Annotated in this window: 2 protein-coding genes; both read left to right on the forward strand. The window is 42.1% G+C overall.

Annotated features, from left to right (window positions below; translation table 11 throughout):
- The first annotated feature begins 284 nt into the window (after positions 1-284).
- Positions 285-9,917, forward strand: a complete 9,633-nt coding sequence (locus ACQK2H_RS08350; RefSeq protein ID WP_425390978.1) for an amino acid adenylation domain-containing protein — start codon at positions 285-287, stop codon at positions 9,915-9,917.
- Positions 9,914-20,953: an amino acid adenylation domain-containing protein gene (locus ACQK2H_RS08355; protein WP_425390979.1), complete on the forward strand. Its 11,040-nt coding sequence runs from the start codon at positions 9,914-9,916 to the stop codon at positions 20,951-20,953. Before ACQK2H_RS08350 ends, ACQK2H_RS08355 begins: the two co-directional genes overlap by 4 nt.
- The last annotated feature ends 30 nt before the right edge of the window (positions 20,954-20,983 follow it).

Genomic DNA, 20,983 nt, shown 5'->3' on the forward strand with positions numbered 1-20,983 from the left:
TTTTTGAGTGTATCCCACACATCTTTAATTGCAATTGCAGTTTTATCTCACTATTTTAAAAAAAAATCTGTTTAATCTTAAAATATTATTTACCTGACTTAAGGTGTTGCATAATATTAAGGAGGCCAAAATAGGTAACTTCTCCTCGAAAATAAAATTTTTGAGATTTCTTATTATTTAAATGTTAAAAAATGGAAAAAGTTAAGTGCTTTTTTTTTAATTAGCAGTTGATAAGATAAAGCCATACTCTCCAAAAAGGTTAGCGGCAATTATTAAATCCTATTTTGCAAAAAAAAATCAGAAACCCTAAAGCCAAGGAAGTTGGTGCGCCACGTGATGCATTTAAGGATAGAACTATTCCAGAATTATTTCAGCTACAAGTAGAGAAGACCCCTTTGAGTGTTGCGCTGGTTTTTGAGGATGAAGAATTAACCTACCAGCAGCTAGACGAGAAAAGTAATCAACTGGCAAGATGCATTAGAAGTCGGTATCAGGGGCGAACGGGTGAAGAACTACAACCAGACACATTGATAGCGCTCTGTCTAGAGAGGAGTTTAGAGATGGTCATTGGGATCCTAGGTGTATTAAAGGCAGGAGGAGCTTATGTACCCATTGATCCAAGTCATCCTCAAGAGCGGATCAATTATCTTCTTGATGACACAAAAACCGAGATTGTCATAACCACCGAAAACTCAGTGCTTACAAATAGCATCTCGTTGCCTCAGCATAAGCAGCTGTTCATAGGGTTAAATGAGCTGAATTATAAGAAGTATGACTGTACTAGATTGCCCAGCTACAATTCAAATCGAGATTTGGCATATGTGATTTATACCTCTGGTACGACTGGTAGGCCTAAAGGTGTGATGCTTGAACATAGAGGGGTTGTTAACAGGATCGAGTGGATGCAATCGATGTATTCAGTTGATGAAGAAGACGTGATTCTTCAAAAAACCCCCTACGAGTTTGATGTTTCTGTCTGGGAACTTCTTTGGGGTAATTGGTACGGAGCTAAAATTGTACTGGCGAAGCCCGACGGGCATAAGGATAGTGCATATCTACATGCGCTTATCAAGCGGTTCAAAGTGACTACCTTACATTTTGTGCCCAGTATGCTGGAGGTCTATAGTCACTTTCTGGCAGATCAAAAAGAGCAGCTGAATTCTTCTATCTATCAGCTATTTTGTAGTGGTGAAGCCTTGAAGGAACAGGTGGTTCAAAGTACTTATAAGTACGCGTCTAATCCACATTTCAAACTACATAATTTATACGGACCTACTGAAGCTTCCATCGATGTTTCATTCTATGAAACACATCCTGATAAAAAGGTTTACATAGGGAAACCAATACGGAATGTAAAAACTTACGTACTTAGCGGGGATCGCCACCTTGTTTCTGATGGGGATGTGGGGGAATTGTATCTTTCGGGTATAGCACTTGCTAGAGGATATCTCAACAATAAGCATTTAACTGGACAACACTTTATTGAAAACCCTTTTGCGACCCACAGAGAAAAAAAAGCTGGTTTTGAGATGCTCTATAAAACAGGAGATCTGGTACGATGGGTAGAGGGAGAGGGCTTGGAGTATCTGGGCAGAGGGGATGACCAGGTTAAGATCAGGGGACATAGAATAGAGATTGGAGAAATAGAACACGCGCTTTCAAAGTGTTCTGAGATAAAGCAGAATTGTGTAGTAGTCAAAGAGCGCCAGTCAGTTACAGGAATGACCAGCAGATACCTGGTAGGGTATTTTACCTTAAATGAGGGAGCACATGAAGTATGCAAAGAGCAAATAGTAAAACAGTTGAGACAGACACTGCCGGAGTACATGGTGCCATCCATGTTTGTTCAGTTGAATGATTTCCCACTTACTGCAAACGGCAAATTGGATAAGAATTCTTTTCCTGAGCCTGCTCCCAACTCATCGTTAACCACTTATGCCGCACCGGAGACACCAACAGAAAAGGTGGTTTGTAACGTATGGAAGGAGGTTTTAAGCGTGTCAAGAGTAAGTACCAATGATGACTTTTTCCGACTTGGAGGCGATTCTATCTTATGCATTCAAGCGGCGAGTCGTATTCAAAAGGAAGGATATGACTGTCAAGTTAGAGATATTTATAAAGCCAAAACAGTTGCAAGGTTATCCACACTACTTGAGAATAAAGACACCAGAGCATCTATCAAGTCGGAACAAGGACTGCTTGAGGGGACTTTTGGGCTACTGCCTGTGCAGAAATGGTTTACCGACAGAATCGATGCCGGAAAACTGAGCAATGCCAACTTTTGGAATCAGAGCTTTATGGTCAAAGTCCCAGTACTTGAGACTTCACGACTTGGCGAAATGGTTCAGGAATTGGCCAGGCACCATGACATGCTAAGAGTAAGGTTTGTCAAAGGTAAAGAGTGGAAGCAGGTTTATCAGTCCCAAATTGACACTCCTGAATTTTTTATCTTGGATGTAAAGAATCTGTCCAAAGAAGAGGTAGGGCAAGCGTTGGACCAGTGGCAATCCCAATTAAACCTTGAAAAAGGTCCTCTCTTTCAATGGGGATACCTTCACGGCTATGAGGACAACAGCGCAAGATTGTTTTTCGCGGCACACCACCTAGTGATGGATTCGGTAAGCTGGCGTGTGCTTACCGAAGACATAAAAGCTTTGTACGATGGAAAAATACTTTCAAAGAAAGGAACAAGTTATCGTCAATGGGTAGAAACCATCACACGGTATCCAAAGCAGTATCCGGAAGAGAGATTCTTTTGGTTAGACTTGCTTAAAGAGATTCCAGACTATCGGAAGGTGTACCCAGACCCATCCATTCTTCAAAGCGAGGACTCAGTGGTATTGAACACAGAGCTGACCCACTCTCTGCTAAGAATCGCACCTGAAGCGTATCACACTGAAATCAACGATTTGCTACTGACTGTTTTGGCGTATGCCCTTCAAGAGGTGAACGGGTTGAGTGCTCAAGGCATCACTTTAGAAGGACACGGAAGGGAACCTATTGATCCAGAAGTGGACCATAGCCGCACAATCGGCTGGTTTACAAGTATGTTCCCTGTCCTTCTTAAGGTCAAGGGAACCATCAAAGAAAGCATTATCTGTACGAAAGAGACGCTGCGAAGGATACCAGTCAAAGGGTTGGGTTTTGGTCCTTTTGCATCTGGTTCAGGTATGGGCTACTCATTGAAAGACCTAGTGCCGATAAGTTTCAATTACCTCGGTCAATTTGATACAAAAAAGGAGGAATGGCAGATATCTTCAGATAGTAAATGGCTGGATACCGATCCAAATAACATTGACTTTAATATCATCAGTGTTACTGGTATGGCAGTAGATGGGTGTATGGAATTTAACATTATGACTCGGCTAGGAGTGGCAACCACTAGTTTACTTGCCATACACTTCAAAAATCATCTTTTGGAAGTATTAAAGCACTGCGTCAGCAAGTTAGAAAAAGTAGGTATCAGTTATACTCCAAGTGATTTTAAGTATGTAAAAGTAAGCCAGCACTTACTAGATCAATTACAGTACAATGCTTACTCTACGGGAAACGAAATTTCGAACATCTATGCGGCAAATAGTCTCCAGCAAGGGTTTATCTATCATTCACTAAGTCAAAAGGAAGATCTGGCCTATAAACAACAGTATCTTTTTGAATATCATGAGCCCCTGGAGGTAGATGCCTACGTAAAAGCCATGGAGCTCTGTATTTCCCAGTATCCGATTTTAAGAACTGCATTTGACTGGCAAGAAGAGCTGTTACAGATAGTGTATCAGTATGGTTCTTTGTATCATAAATTTCATGACTTATGTCATTTGCCTACCCAGGATGGTAAAAGAGACGCGATAGAGCAAATCCGAGTCCAAGCCAGGGAAAGTGATTTTGACCTTTCCAAGCCCACAGCATTTCGATTGCATATCATAAAACAATCTGATAATGTATATACGGTCATAAAGACTATACATCATATTATCACGGAAGGTTGGAGTGAGGCTATTTTACTGAAGCAGCTGCACCGGTACTACAAGACCATAATAGCAGGAGGGGAAGTAAGCGTCAAAGAAGATAGTACCTATCTAGAAGCCCAGGAGTATATCAGTGGCAAGAAAAGCAGTCTTATGAGTTACTGGGGCGAGCAATTAAACAAATTGGAAGGGGCTAATGATCTTACTCCACTTTTGAGTGAACCTATAGACATCAGGTCTTTTAGGAGAGTCGAGGAAGCCAAGACAAGTCCATTAGTCATCAAGGGTCGTCTGTATGATCAACTCAAATCTTTCAGTCAGGAACATGGTGTTACACTGAACGTTATCGTCCAATTCATCTGGCATAAACTGATCCAGAAGTACAGCGGACTGAATCGTACAGTAGTTGGCACCATCGTGTCCGGGAGAAACTTGCCCATTTTGGGAATCGAAAACAGTGTAGGGTTATATATCAATACGCTTCCGCTCATTGTACATTGGGAAAAGGAGGTGTCTATACTGGAGATGTTGCATGAAATTCAGAATCAATTGTCCGAATTGACCATGCACAGCTATGCAGACCTGGCAGACCTACAGCGAGGAGGTGAGCGAATTTTTCATAGTCTCTTTGTGTTCGAAAATTTTCCGGCGACTGAAAAAGAGGGTATTGATTTTCGTCTAAATCGACATTATCACGATGGAATAGACTATCCTTTATGCATACAAGCCTTTGATAGAGCAGATCAATTCACCATCAATCTCAAGTACGACGGGATTTGCTTGTCTGAAGAAAAAGCCAACAATCATATTCAAACCTTAGCTCATCTCCTTAATCAGGTTATTAACCATCCCAATCAGGAGCACACTAAACTTGAGATACTCCTTCCATCAACGTACGATCAGATAGTAAACGAGTGGAATAAAACGGATATGCCGTATCCTAGGGAGAAAACGATCCATGAAATGTTTGAAGAACAGGTCATCAGGAATCCCGAGAATATTGCATTGATTTTTGAAGGAGAAACCCTTACTTATCAACAATTAAACGAAAGAACTAACCAACTCGCGAGACACCTCCGAAAGGAGTATAAAAAAAGAGCTAAAAAAGGGCTGACCGCCGATTCGTTGATCCCGCTATTTCTGGATCGTGGCCTAGAGATGATCATTGGTATTCTGGGTGTGCTAAAGGCTGGAGGAGCTTACGTTCCGATAGACACTGCATACCCCCAGGCCAGAATCGACTACCTCCTGGAAGATACGGAAGCACACCTTGTACTTACGACGGCTCAGCATTTTTCTAAGGATCAAACTGCTGTCCTTCCAATTAACAAAGTGCTTCAAATTGATCTCAAAGAAAGATTTTATGAAACAGAATCTGGAGCTCGACTTTCACCTACAAGCACATCGCAAGATCTCGCGTATATAATCTATACTTCTGGCACTACCGGCAAACCAAAAGGAGTGATGCTCGAACACTTTTCATTGTGTAACAGAGTGCAGCATATTATTTCTTACTCTAGGATAAAGTCATCAGATGTCCACCTCTTCAAGACCAATTATGTATTCGATGCTTCATTCTTTGAGGTTTTCGCCCACTTACTTGTTGGAGCCTCCATACAAGTCACCAAAAGTCTTTTTGATCTTGAAGAATTAAATAGCTTGCTTGGAAGTGGTGAAATTACCTCCCTACATCTCGTTCCTTCGCAGTTCGAGCTAATTGCTTCTACCATTAATCGGGCGAAACCTGATAGAGTTTTCTTTAGTGGTGAAGCACTGACAACCAAGATTTTAAGGGAGTTAGACGAAACCATAGCGGTTTACAACTATTATGGGCCTACTGAGTTAGGCGAAATAACCGGGTTCAGTCCGCAAGCCCCCGAAGATGCAGCTGTCATTGGAAAAATCTTTCCAAACTGTCGCCAATATGTACTAGACGATACCAGAAAGCCTGTACCTGTAGGCGTGATTGGGGAGCTTTATGTAGGAGGTGCTGGCTTAGCACGGGGTTACTTGAAAAATCATACCTTAACACAAGATCGTTTTGTTGCAAACCCTTTCGGAACGGAATCAGATCAAGCTAAAGGGTATACCAAACTTTACAGAACAGGAGATTTGGTCCGCTGTCTACCAGACGGTAGGCTGGAGTACGTCGGAAGAAACGACGATCAAATTAAGATCAGAGGGATGCGTGTGGAGTTGGGCGAAGTAGAAGAGGTACTGTCTGGCATGGAGGGAATAAGTCAGTGCTTCGTATGTTTCAAGCAGCAAAAAACGGCGGCTGGGGACAGCAAATACCTGATAGCATATTACACATTGGTTGATGTAAAAGTAGAGATCAGCAAAAAGGATGTACACAATTATTTGGCCAACATCTTACCCGATCATATGATCCCGGATGTATTGATTCGTGTCGATCGTTTTCACTTGACAAAAAATGGTAAGCTAGATAGGAGTGTTTTGCCAGAACCTGATTTAAACACGTCTGAGGAAGATTACATAGCACCTGTTACTGAAATGGAGATGATTGGGTGTAGGATTTGGGAGAAAGTCTTAAACCTAACTCGTGTTGGGGTTACGGATGATTTTTTTCGAATAGGAGGTAATTCCATTTCTGCAATACTGGTAGCGAACCAAATGAGTCAAACCACAGGCTTTGATGTAAGGGTGGCGGATATATTTAAATACAAGACACTATTGCAACTTCTTTCCCATGCAGTGGGCCAGGATAAAATAGCTATTCCTAAGACGAAAGAAAATCATGCCGTCCTGTCATTTTCACAGGAACGGCTTTGGTTTATTGAGCAATTCGAGGAAGGAACAAATGTGTACCATTTGCCTTGGGTATTGGAACTTAGCGAAGCAGTTCATATTAAGGGAATGTGTTATGCTCTGGAGAAGATTGTTTTAAGGCATGAAGTGCTACGTAGTACTATTCAGATTGGGAGTGACCAGCTGGGTATTCAGGTCATACATAATGAACCTATCAACTTTGAAGTGGTCGACGTGAAGCCTGAAGAGAAACTTGAAGAGCTAATCAAATCAGATGTCGGCAGGCCTTTTGATTTAAGGAAGGAATATCCACTTAGGATTAAATTTTACAAAGAATTTACCGGGCGAGTGGTGCTACTACTGAACTTCCATCATATTGCATGTGATGGATGGTCCATTGATGTTTTCCGTACCGAACTTCATGCCTACTACGAAGCCTATCTCCATGAGAAGACCGACTTTAGCCTCCCACCACTGGCAATACAGTATAAGGACTATGCCACCTGGCAGCGTACGTACCTGACGGGTGAAGTGCTAGAAAGGCAAATCAACTACTGGAAGGAAAAACTCACTGGTCATGAAACCTTGGCATTGCCGACTGATTACGTTCGCCCGAGTCAGGTTGATTATAAGGGGGCTAGTGAATTTTTCGAGATAGGAAAGGCCACAAGTGACAAACTTCGGCTGTTAGCCAAGGATCATGGCACCACGATGCACAGCGTCCTGTTGAGTAGTCTCTATATCTTATTAAGTAAGTACACTGGGCAACAAGACGTGGTGGTAGGCAGTCCTATTGCCAATCGCCACTACCATCAGACAGAAGAGCTAATCGGGCTCTTTGTCAATACTCAGGTCAATAGGGTCAGATTAGATGCTAATCAGAGCTATGCCGCACTGATCGATGCCGTTCACCAAGAGCAGGTGGCCTCTCAGTCTCATCAGGACTTACCATTTGAAAAGCTGGTTGACGAATTGGGAATCGACCGGGACCTCTCTCGACACCCAATATTCCAGGTAATGTTTGGAGTCCAGAGCTTTGGAAGAAAAAAGGATGTGGAAAAAGTTTATTTCAAACCGATTGAATCCTTGATTTTAAATGAGATATCAAAGTTTGACCTGTCTCTTTTCATAGATGACGGTACAGAAATTCTATCGGGCCGGTTGACGTATTCGACGAGCCTGTTCAAGCAGTCAACCATCTCTCGAATGGTTATTCATTATCAGCACTTATTAAATCAGCTGGTATCCTTTCCCGAGCAACCATACAGTCAAATAAGTCTATTAGATCCCACAGAATACCAAAAGATTATTTTCGACTGGAACGCTACTCAAAAGGTGTATCCAAGGAACAATACGATCCACGAACTCTTCCAAATACAAGCAGCTAAGACCCCGGATTTAACAGCGATAGTATTTGAAGGAGCAGAACTGAGCTACCTAGAATTAGATCAGAAGAGCAATCAATTGGCAAGGTACATCATGTCTCAATACGAAAAAAGAAGGAGTGAATCCCTTTTGCCAGATACCTTAATAGGCCTGTGTCTCGAAAGGAGTTTCGAAATGATAGTTGGTGTTTTGAGTGTTCTTAAATCAGGTGGCACTTGCGTGCCAATCAACCCTCAAGATCCACAAGAAAGAATTGATTACATATTGGAGGATACGCAAACAGCATTGATTTTGACTCAAGAGCACCTCTTAGAAAGCCATCAATTGCTGCTTCCGGATGACAAGACACTCATGATTGACCTAAATCTTGACCTATTTCAGCAGCAAGATTCTTCTACTCTACCGATTGAGAGCACCCCAAATGATCTGGCCTACATTGTTTACACATCGGGTACCACAGGAAAACCAAAAGGAGTGATGCTCGAACATGGTGGTATTGTGAATAAGCTTAGTTGGATGCGTTCGAAATATGAACTCACAGCAGACGATATTGTCCTACATAAATCACCATACACATTTGATGTCTCTATATGGGAGATGCTCTTAGCGAATACATGTGGTGCGAAATTGGTCATTTCAAAACCTGGTGGTCACCTCGAATGTCCTTACCTCTATCAACTGATTAAAGCTAATGAAGTCACTTTGGTACATTTTGTGCCAAGCATGCTGGAGGTGTTCAACGATTATCTTTTGGAGACCGGTGAGAGGTGGTGCACAAGTCTAAAATATATCGTATGTAGTGGAGAAGTATTGACCAATCAGCTGGTTCAGCTTACTCTTGAAAATGCAGAGTCTTCTAAGCTTAGGATATACAATCAGTACGGTCCTACTGAAGCCTCTATCACCTACCAAGAGGTAGGCTTAGATGAAGAGATCAATATAGGGCGCCCTATTCAGAATACCGAAGTTTATGTTTTGGATTCAGCCAAACTTCCCGTTCCGGTTGGAGTCATGGGAGAGCTTTACATTGGAGGCGTTGGGCTGGCAAGAGGCTATTATGACAATGAAGAACTAACTTCTGACTTTTTTGTACCCAATCCTTTCACTTTTTCTAGCGAAGAGGAGAAAAAGTCTAGAATTTATAGAACTGGCGACTTGGTACGATGGGTTGGAGATGGCCAATTGGAGTATTTGGGACGGAATGATGATCAAGTAAAAATAAGAGGAAACCGTGTCGAACTGGGAGAAGTGGAGCACACACTGTCAGCGATGGATGGGGTCAGGAAGAGCTGCGTGGTGATAAAGGATAGAGAGACAACCGCTGGCACAGTTAAGTGTATGGTTGGTTACTACGAGCCTGATAGCGAATCAGGTAGTTTGGAGCAGGATTTACTAATCAAGAAAATGAGGGCAATTTTACCTGATCACATGATCCCAGATGTATTGATCAGGCTAGATACCTTCCCTGTTACCGGTAATGGAAAACTGGATAAAAAGGCGCTTCCAGATCTCGACTCGGGAGTACCTGACCACGAATATGTTGCACCTACTACTGACACAGAGCAGATGATCTGTAAGATTTGGGAGGAGGTGCTAGGGCTCCAGCGAGTAGGCATCACGGACAATTTCTTCAAGATTGGAGGCAATTCCATCTTGGCCATCCAATTATCACATCGTATGAGTCAGGCATTGAACCATGAAATAAAAGTTGCAGATGTATTTATGAACTCAACGATCAGGGAGCTAGTTCCAGCACATTTTGATAGAAAAAATGAATTTGATTTTGGTGTGATATGAAAAGTCTTGATATACTGAAAGTAATCTACCAGGCACATCAGTCAGGAATTTGGCTTTGGTGTAAGAATGGCGAGTTGAAGTTCAGGGCTCCCAAGGAGAAGGATATCTCCGGCGTTCTGAAGAAGGTACGAGACAATAAAGCCGGTATCATTGAAATGCTGGAGGAGAATCAGGTATTCGAGCAAGGACAATTACAGACTCTTATGTTTCCCGGTAACAACAAAAAGTCAGTTCTTTCTTTTGCACAAGAGCGCTTATGGTTTGTCGAGCAGTTTGAAAGGGGAACGAATGCTTATCACCTTCCATTATTGTTTGAGCTGGAGCAAGGGACGGACGTAAAGGGCTTGAAGTATGCGTTAGAAAAAGTGGTCATGCGCCATGAGATTCTGCGCAGTACGATAGACCAAGGGGAAGAGGGGAAAGGAATCCAGACGGTTAATGACGATCTTCCGAAGATTGAAGAAATAGAAGTAGGAAAGTCAGAAGAAGTGGAAAACCTTTTGAAGACAGATATCAACAGGCCTTTTGATTTAAATAAGGAGTATCCTATTCGTATCAAATTTTATCGGGTCTCCTCTTTTTCGCAATCCATAACTGTGGAAGAACGAGTGATTTTGATGATCAATATTCATCACATTGCAAGTGATGGATGGTCTCAGAACATCTTAATGGAAGAGGTGCTAGCTTATTACAAGGCTTACCTGAAACAAGATTATGACTTCAGCCTACCTCCTCTGACAATACAATATAAAGATTATGCTTTTTGGCAGAAAGCCTATCTATCCGGTGCCGAAATGGAGAAGCAAGTTGTTTACTGGAAGGAGAAACTAGCAGGGTACGAGACACTGGCCTTTCCTACTGATTACGGGAGGCCTGCTCAGGTCAGTTACAGTGGTGCTAATGAATCTTTTAAGGTTGATCAGCGAGTAAGTGAAAAACTCAAGGCATTGGCCAAAACCAAGGGCACGACGATGTTCAGTGTGCTATTGAGCGGTCTCAATATTTTGCTGGGCAAATATTCAGGTCAGGAAGATATTGTTGTGGGTAGCCCCAATGCAAATCGTCACTATCCGCAAACAGTAGGGCTCATCGGCCCCTTTTTGAATGTTCAGGTAAACAGATCACGACTCATTGACGGGCAAAGTTTTGCGCAGCTCATCGACGAAGTGCATAGAGAGCAGATAGCATCACAGCGCTATCAGGACTTACCCTTTGAAAAGCTAGTGGATGAATTGGAAAAGGACCGAGACCTATCTCGTCATCCTGTTTTCCAGATTATGTTCGAGGTATACGGCAACCATAGGGCCGAAAACAAGTACCTAAAGCCATTTAAAACATCTTCACTTTATGAAGCAGAAAAATTTGATTTCACCATAACCATTGACGACAGTGCAGAGGAATTGGAAGGAATCATTAGCTACGCTACCAGTTTATTTAGCCGCGAAACCATTATCAGACTTGTTCAGCATTACGCGTATTTATTGTCCCAACTTGTAGACGATCCAAACAAAGCCTACAGCAAGATCAGTCTTCTTGACCCATCGGAATACAGTAAGATAGTAACCCGCTGGAACGATACCGCCCAAGATTATCCTCCAATGCAAACACTCCACGAGCTATTTGAAGCTCAAGTGAATAAAACCCCTGATAATGTTGCCCTTGTGTATGAGGAAGAAAAATTGACCTACTCACAACTGAATGAAAAGAGTAATCAATTGGCGAGGCAACTGAAAACTGAATATGAAAGGAGAAACGGTAAGACAATATGCCCTAATACCCTAATACCTCTCTACTTAGATCGGAGTTTGGAGATGATGATCGGGATATTAGCGGTCTTAAAAACAGGAGGAGCTTATGTACCCATTGATGTTGCTTATCCACAATGTCGAGTGGACTATGTCATAGAGGATATCGATGCCTCAATCATACTGACGCGAAAGAAAATACCGGAGATTAATGACATTGAACTGCCGAGCGATAAGGTCTTCTACGTTGATTTGATTGAAGAGTACTACCAGACAGAAGCCAACTCCAACCTTTCACCAGTTAGTACTCAAGAGGATTTAGCCTATGTCATCTTTACCTCTGGCACAATAGGAAAGCCCAAAGGGGTAATGATTGAGCACAAAAGTGTTCACAATATGATCCACTCCTTGACGCCACCCTATGGCATTGAGGAAACAAGTAAAGTGTTACTTTTTAGTAGCTACAGCTTTGATACATCAGTCGAAGTAATATGGCCTACGTTATGCAGTGGAGCTGAACTGTTTCTTTTGCATGAAGAGAAAAGATTTGAAAAAGCCGCTTTTGAAAAGTTCATCATGGATAATCGTATCACTCATTTTGATGCGACCCCCGGATTCCTGAGACAAATCGAGCCGAAAACCTACTCCAATTTGAAAGGCATCATTGCGGGAGGAGAGGTCTGTGATTGGAACTTGGCAAGACAATGGTCACCTCTATGTGAGTTTCTCAATACCTACGGACCTACTGAAAATACAGTCACTTCTACTATCAACCTTGTTGATCCCTCCAAGGGTATTGTAGGTCATTCAGTTCCAATTGGTAAACCCGTGGCCAATACTCAAGCTTACATTTTCAATCAAAGTTTGCAACTACAGCCAATAGGAATCCCTGGAGAGCTTTGCTTGGGAGGAGTGCAGCTGGCAAGGGGTTATTTGAATCAGTCAGAACTAACGAAGGAGAAATTCATCGATCATCCTTTTAGAGAAGGTGAGAGGTTGTACAAAACTGGGGATTTGGCCAGATGGCTTCCTGATGGCACCATTGAGTTTCTTGGACGCAACGATGATCAGGTCAAAATCAGAGGGTATAGAATAGAGCTGGGAGAGATTGAAAATCAGCTGACCAGCCATTTAAAGGTGGAAGGAGTGGCGGTGATAGTCCATAAAAAAAACATGGACAAAAAGTTGGTTGTATATTTTGTAGCCAGAGAAGATGTGGAAGTCCAGGAGCTAGATGACTATCTGCGAGAGAGGCTACCAGACTACATGATTCCTTCCGCGATGGTGAGACTGGATCAAATTCCCTTGACCGTGCAGGGTAAGTTGAACAGGAGGGCACTGCCACCCCCTGACTGGGGATCGCAATCAGACGAATACCGTGCACCTTCAAACGACACAGAGTTTGCTATCTGTAAGATATGGAGGAGTGTCATTGGGCTGGATCGAGTTGGAGTTTTGGATGATTTTTTCAGAATAGGGGGCAACTCCATTCTTGCGATGCAAGTGTCCCATCAAATGAGCCTTGAACTCAATTGTGAGATCAGGGTAGCTGATATTTTCAAACACAAAACCATCTCCGAACTTCTTTCCCACAACCTGGGGCAGACTCAGATGACCATTCCCAAAATAAAAAAAAACAATGCCATGCTTTCTTTTGCGCAAGAGCGGTTGTGGTTTATCGAAGAGTTTGAGAAGGGAACCAATGCGTATCATATTCCACTCGTACTTTCCCTGGGTAAAGAGACAGATCAATCAGCTGTAGTCTACGCATTACAGCAAATTGTCTCAAGACATGAAGTGCTACGCAGCACCATACAAAAAAATGAAGAAGGAGAAGGTATTCAGGTAGTCGGTGACGACAATTTGACCATCGAAGAGGAAAATGTGGCCGAGCATGCTGATTTGGATGCACTTATTCGGTCCGACATTAAGAAGCCCTTCATCTTAAGTAAAGATTATCCAATTCGAGTAAAGTTCTATACTATTGTTTCATCTGACTCAAGTGGAAACTTAGACGAGGTTGTTTTATTGATCAATATCCACCATATCGCCAGCGATGGATGGTCATTGGATATCTTTCAGAATGAGTTGCTCTCTTTCTATGAAGCATACGTAAGGCAGGATTTGTCATTTAGTTTAGCCCCCTTACCAATTCAGTACAAAGACTATGCTGCATGGCAGCGTACTCAGCTTACAGAAGCCACCCTTGCAAACCAAATTGATTACTGGAAACAAAGGCTTTCCGGATTCGAAACACTTGCAATTCCCACAGATCATTCTCGGCCCAACCAAGTTGATTATCGAGGTGCGAGGGAATACTTTGTAATAGATGAAGAAACGAGCGTTAAGGTTCGAAAGCTTGCGAAATCACGAGGTACTACACTTTATAGTGTGCTACTGGGCAGTCTCAAAATTCTCTTGGGAAAGTATTCCGGTCAGAGAGACATTGTGGTAGGTAGCCCAATTGCCAATCGAGGCTATCATCAGACAGCAAAGCTTATTGGCTTCTTCATCAATTCGCAAGTAAGTAGGACAGTGCTTAATCACGAACAAAGCTATTGCGAATTAATTGACACGATTCATCAAGATCAGGTATCAGCTCAGTTTCATCAGGACTTACCCTTTGATAAGTTGGTGGATGAATTGAAAATAGATCGGGACCTCTCTCGACATCCCATTTTTCAGGTTATGTTTGGTGTACAAAGCTTTGGTGATTTTCGAGTAGAAAAGGATCACTCTACACCATTCAGGGTGTATGATGGAACTGTAATTGGTGAAGTGGCGAAATTCGACCTCTCACTATTCATCGATGATGGTAAGGCTCAGCTTCAAGGTAGCATAAGCTACGCCACAAGCCTATTCGAAAAATCAACTATTAAACGCATCGTAGCACAATATCAATACCTGCTTGCACGGCTGGTATCCTCGCCTCACCAGTCCTATAGTCAGATGAGCCTACTTTCCCCTGCTGACTACAGGCAGATAGTGATGGATTGGAATGCGACAGATCGTGAGTATTCAAAAAGCAAAACCATCCATGAGCTATTCGAGGCACAGGCTGCTAGAGCTCCAGATCATGTTGCTATAGTTTTTGGGGGAGAGGAATTGACCTATGGTCAACTAAACAGCAAAAGTAATCAACTGGCTAGACATATTAAAAACAGCTATGCACAAAAAGTTGGTGACTCAATGCATCCAGGCACATTCATAGGTTTGTGTGTGGACAGAAGCTTGGAAATGGTGATTGCAACATTGGCCGTGTTGAAAGCAGGGGGCGCATACCTTCCCTTGGATCCGGACTTTCCTGAGGAGAGGATTGACTACATGCTAAAAGATACAAAAGCACCATTAGTCCTGACACAAAGACACCTCTATGATAGATTAAGCGCAGTTCTTAAAGAAGACCAAATTATACCTGTCGATCTCAATGAGTCTCTCTACATCAAGGAAAAACCTACCAATCTTCCTTCAGAAACTCGAGCTACAGACCTCTGCTATGTGATTTATACGTCTGGAACTACAGGAAAGCCAAAAGGTGTCATTGTTTCACATACTAGCGTAGTGAATTTTATTGAAGACAATATTGCTCGTTTTGATCTGAATGAACATTCTAGATGCTTACACACCACTTCAATGACTTTTGATGCAGGTACTGGTCATCTTTTCAGATCAATTTTAGCAGGGGGTAAACTTTTCATTATGAAGAAGCATGTGAATGCTTTAGAGACAGCACGTAGATTAGAGATAACTCATTTATCCGTTTCTGCTGCTGTACTCAATGGAACAGAAGATTGCGATGTACCTTCCTTAAGAATTCTTACTACTGGTGGTGAGTCGCTGCATGAAAGCAAGATGAACTATTGGATAAAAAGATGTAAAGTATTTAACAGTTACGGACCGACTGAGGCAACTATCGGGACCATGTTCAATCAGTACACCCAAGGTGATAAAGCTACTAACATTGGAAAAGCAATCAATAATACCAGATGCTATGTACTAGACGAGGACGGAGCCTGTGTCCCTGTCGGGGTGGTTGGTGAGCTCTTCATCGGTGGGGCATGCTTGGCTCTTGGCTACTTAAACAATGAGAAACTAACTAATGAGCGTTTTGTACCTAATACTTTTGCTAGAGCAGAGGATATTGAGCTTGGCTATACCAAACTCTATAAAACGGGTGACCTTGTCAAATGGTCTCAGAATGGAGAACTAGAATACATTGGGAGAAAAGATAGTCAGGTTAAAATAAGAGGCTATCGAATAGAGTTAGGAGAGGTTGAGGATGCACTTTCACAAGTAGAAGGAGTAAAGCAAAGCCATATACTGGTAAAAGAGCTGGACTCAAATATTGATTCAAAATACCTCGTGGGATACTATGTGCCCGAAGAATCTGCTGATGATCTCACTGAGGAAGGCATATTCAGGCAGCTTTCTTATTTTTTGCCTGATTACATGTTGCCAACCACGTTGGTAGCAATGGATCGTTTCCCCATTACTACCAACGGTAAATTAGATCACAAAGCGTTGCCAAATCCTATTTTTAATACCACCACTAGTAGCCACCGAAAGCCTTCGTCCGAATTGGAAATCTCATTATGTGAAGCATATTCAGAGGTTTTGGGAGTTCCTGTTGAGCAAATAGGCACTGATCAGAATTTTTTCAAAATTGGAGGGAATTCAATCCTTAGTATCAAACTAAAAGCCAGGCTCAACAAGCTTGAAGCCTTTAAGGATATAGGGGTTGCTGACTTGTTCAAATACAACACTATCAACAAGCTTGTTGATAGTATTCAAAATAAAAAATCTGATCAATACTACATCAAAGAAACCACTTTTGATGGCGATCATGAAATAGCGATCATAGGCACTTCTGGAGCATTTAGTGGAGCAAAAAATGTGGCAGAACTCTGGAACATGGTTGCAAATCAAAGAGAGGGGCTCAAAAAGTATAGCATAGAGGAATGCAGGGCACTTAATGTCAGTGAGCAATTATTGCAAAACCCTCAATTCGTACCTGTATCAGGAGAAGTGGACGGTGTGGAATTGTTCGACTCATTGTTTTGGGGCTTGTCTCCTGCCGAAGCCCGCCAATTTGATCCACAAATCAGGAAATTTATGGAGCATTGCTGGATAGTTCTTGAATCCACAGGATATGCGAATGAACGAAAAAAGCGGAACATTGGAGTGTTTGGTGGTATTGGTGCTAGTAATTATTTAGAAAATAACGTAATCAATGGGGAGCAAGCCAGCAAAATTCAAAGATGGGAAGCTGCCATGTCTAACATTAAGGATGCCTTGGCCACTAAAGTATCCTTTCATCTTGGGCTAACAGGCCCTGCTTACGCCATAAATACCGCTTGTTCTACAGGGCTGGTTTCGGTCGTGGAAGCATGTCAAAAGCTGGCGATTGGAGTTTGTGATATGGCCTTAGCTGGTGGGTCTTCATTACATCTGCCAAGAGAAATTGGTTATCTGTACCAAAAAGGGATGACACTTTCAAAAGACGGCCAATGCCGAACATTTGACAAAATGTCTACGGGAACTGCCTCCGGCTCTGGATCAGGAGTAGTCCTTCTGAAGCGGCTGAAAGATGCTATTGAGGAAAAGGATACGATCTTAGGAGTAATTAAAGGATATGCAACCAATAATGATGGAGATAGAAAGACCTTTTACTCCGCACCTTCTGTTGTAGGCCAAAGTGAGTGCATTGTTCGGGCGCAAAAAATGGCCGGTGTTAAATCAGAAGAAGTATCCTATGTAGAATGTCACGGTACCGCTACCAACTTAGGCGACCCCATTGAAGTACAAGGCTTAAGAGAAGCTTTTAACTATAACAAGTCGAACAAGAAAAGAACTCATAAAACCGTCTTAGGCTCGGTAAAGGCAAATATAGGGCATACGGATACTGCCGCCGGAATAGCTGGATTAATAAAAGTATGCTCAATGCTCCAACACGATATTATTCCAGGGCAGGTCAACTTTTCTCAACCTAATCCAGAACTTCGCTTAGAACAGTCAATCTTTGAGGTGCTGGTAGGCAACAAAGAATGGCTACCAAGTAATGATAAGCAGCGAATCGCGGGCGTAAGTGCATTTGGTATTGGAGGCACAAATGCGCACGTCGTGATAGGAGATTATATTCCGGCCAAGAATGATGAAGCTTCCGACAGCTCAAAAGATAAGTTTTTGAGGAATGATCAAGAAAGTCGAGATCAATACCATATCGTACTATCAGCAAAATCTAAAAATTCGCTAGATGCTCTCAGGGAAAAGCTGTTAAACTATTTAGAGCAGAATAACTCCGTTGATATTAAGGATGTGGCATATACGTTGCAAGAACGTAGGGAGCACTTTGTTTATAGAAGTGCTTACACCAGTCAACACTTGGAAGAGCTAACCGCTCAGCTCAGAGGTGGTGCTGTAGAATCACTGAATGCACAAGGTGCAAATAAAGTAGTGCTTATGTTCCCTGGTCAGGGCACACAATATGCAGGGATGGCGAAAACACTCTATGAAAGTAGTGAGGTTTTCAGGAAAGCTCTTGATGAATGTATTTCGAACGCTAATCAACACCTGGAGCTGGACATTCGCGAAATTCTTTTTCCTGAAGAGCATTTGACAAGTTATCATATCAATCAAACACAATGGTCCCAGATTACTCTGTTTATAATAGAATTTGCTCTGGCAAAACTATTGAAAAGCTTAGGAGTGAAAGCTGATGCCTATATCGGACATAGTTTGGGAGAGTTCGTTGCTGCAACCTTGTCAGGCGTATTTCAACTCAAGGATGCCATAAAAGTGGTCATTGCAAGAGGCAGACTGATGCAAGAGATGACCAAAGGCAGCATGTTAGCTGTAAATGCTGAGGTAGGAAATGTACAGCATATAGTTGATGACCATCACTGCGAAATTGCTGTGATTAACTCTTCAGATGACTTAGTGATTTCAGGGGACAAAGAGTCGATATTAAATCTTCAAAAGGATCTGGAAGAAAGGAAAATTTCAACGGTAGAACTCAACACCTCGCATGCATTTCACTCAGAATCTATGGAAGATGCTTCCATCGAATTCAATAAAACACTGGGTGACGTTCATTTGCACAGACCAAATAAAATGTTTATTTCAAATTTAACTGGCTTAGTGGCAGGTGATGAAGTAGTCGAGTCTGCTTATTGGTCTAAGCAATTAAGAAACACGGTCTTATTTTCTAAAGGAGTCGACACGATATGCAAAACGTATAATCACAATGTAACATTTATCGAGGTGGGGCCGGGAAGGGGACTGAGTTACTTCGCAAATAAAAAACAGCAACCCGGAAGCCAAAAAAACCTTAGAACGGTACAGCTACTTCCTTCACATAATGAAGCAATGGAAAAGCCTATTGAAAAACCAGTCAGTCAGGAAACCATTATCAGCAAGTTATGGATGTCTGGGGTGATTAGTAAACCAAACTCTCCCGAAATCCTGCAGGGAGGAAAGTTGTTGACTCAACTTCCAGGTTATCAATTTGATTTTCAAAAGTGTTGGCTGGAAAAAAGTACCTCAGCCCAGGATAAAAAATTCAATGCCATTAATGATGTTTTTTACGAACGAATATGGGAGCGAAAAAGGTCAGAAATACCTTTCAATAAGATAGAGGAGTTAAAAAATAGCAATGTACTATTTCTCATAAACGATGAGCACCCAGATCAAACCGGCAGTAGTAAGCTATTAGAGCTGTTTGGACAGCACTGTGATGATTTAGACTATGTGATTCACAAGCAGTCCAATAGCATAAAGCCCGAAACCATGTTCGACTTGGGAGATGAAGAGGACATAGCAACTATTTTGTCTGATAAAACAAAAAAGGGGCCACTCAAACGGCTTATTTATGTATCTCCTAGTATAAATCTGTCTAATCCAGCTCTTGACATCTTTGCAATCCGAAACGTGTTCGATTGGTCAAAGACGAGAAAAGGCCAAATCGAGGCCTTCGCATCTATTTCTTTTGACAACTACGAGGTGCTAGGGGTTGAGCGACTTCAAGAAAAACCATCAATAGTGACAGGTGTGACAAAATCAATCCTGTCAGATTACTTTACATCCTCCACAAAGACGATGCATATAGACATACAGGCAGAGGAGATCAACATTGCTAATCTCTGGCATATGTTGAATCATGTTTCGGATGAGGATTTACTGGTATCTAGAGGTAAGTACTGCTGGAGGCCAGTCTATAAACAGGTCAGCGGATTAAAGAACAAGTTCGGAATCGATGGAAATGTATTTCTAATTACAGGTGGTCTTGGGGCATTGGGATATGCTTTTGCAAGGCATCTGACTCAACGAGTTGATAGATGCACACTCTTTCTGATCGGTAGAAGGGAGGAGGCCAGTCTTCAAGGTGAATACAGAAAAAGACTTGATACCCTCTTGAAAAGCGATCATAAAATAATCTATCTGTCTGCGGATGTAGGTGAGGATAACTGTCTGGCTAAACTCCGTGGCATGATTACAGAACATAATGTGCAGAGGATCCACATTGCGTTGCATGCTGCCGGCGTAGTAGCTAAAAGTGCTGTTTATGAAAAATCGAAAGAAGACATCAATGAAGTAGTGAATCCTAAGGTCAATGGAATAGATACGTTGATAAAGCTAGCAGAACTTACCCCCATCACTCATTTGGTAAGTTGTTCCTCCTTGTCAAGCATAATACCATCTTTGGGCAATATGGAGTACACCGCTGCTAACCTGTACCTGGATGAGATTAGTACACGAAACGTGTCGAATGTCGATTCTTTATTAGCAATCAATATCAACCATGTTTCTGACGCAGGAGCAGCTGTCAACTTTATAGATGAAAGTAAGTCAGAAGAAGAAGCCGTATCAAATTCCATCAGGAGTGACGAATTTCCCTACCTTTTGGATAGAGTCATAGGACAAAATATTAGTTGCCTAGGAATATCCAGGTACGATATAGAGACGCTGGCTAGCACCATTGTCACAGACGAGCAGACAGAAAAACCAAGCTCAATTAATGAAGCGAAGGTAATTGACGAAAGCTGCACCGAAGAGGAGTTTAAGATGGCTCAGATCTTCGCACAGGTGCTAGGACTGGAAGAGGTTTCGTTACACGATGATTTTTTTGCAATTGGTGGTAATTCAATACACGCCATTCAGATATCACATCGGATAAACAAAGAGCTCGACAAAGAAGTAAAAATTTCAGATCTCTTCGCTTCTAAAAGTATCAAGGAGCTGCTCAGTCAGTCAAAGCCAAAGTCCGCCTCCGAATTAATCAAGAAAGTATTCTAAAGCTGCAAAACCTTGAGTAATCTCCATTAA

The sequence above is a fragment of the Ekhidna sp. genome (assembly GCF_965228795.1).
GTDB lineage: Bacteria > Bacteroidota > Bacteroidia > Cytophagales > Cyclobacteriaceae > Ekhidna.

Bases quoted from the DNA above. Each gene is read 5' to 3' on its own strand.
- ACQK2H_RS08355 (WP_425390979.1), top strand. From the start codon at position 9,914: ATGAAAAGTCTTGATATACTGAAAGTAATCTACCAGGCACATCAGTCA.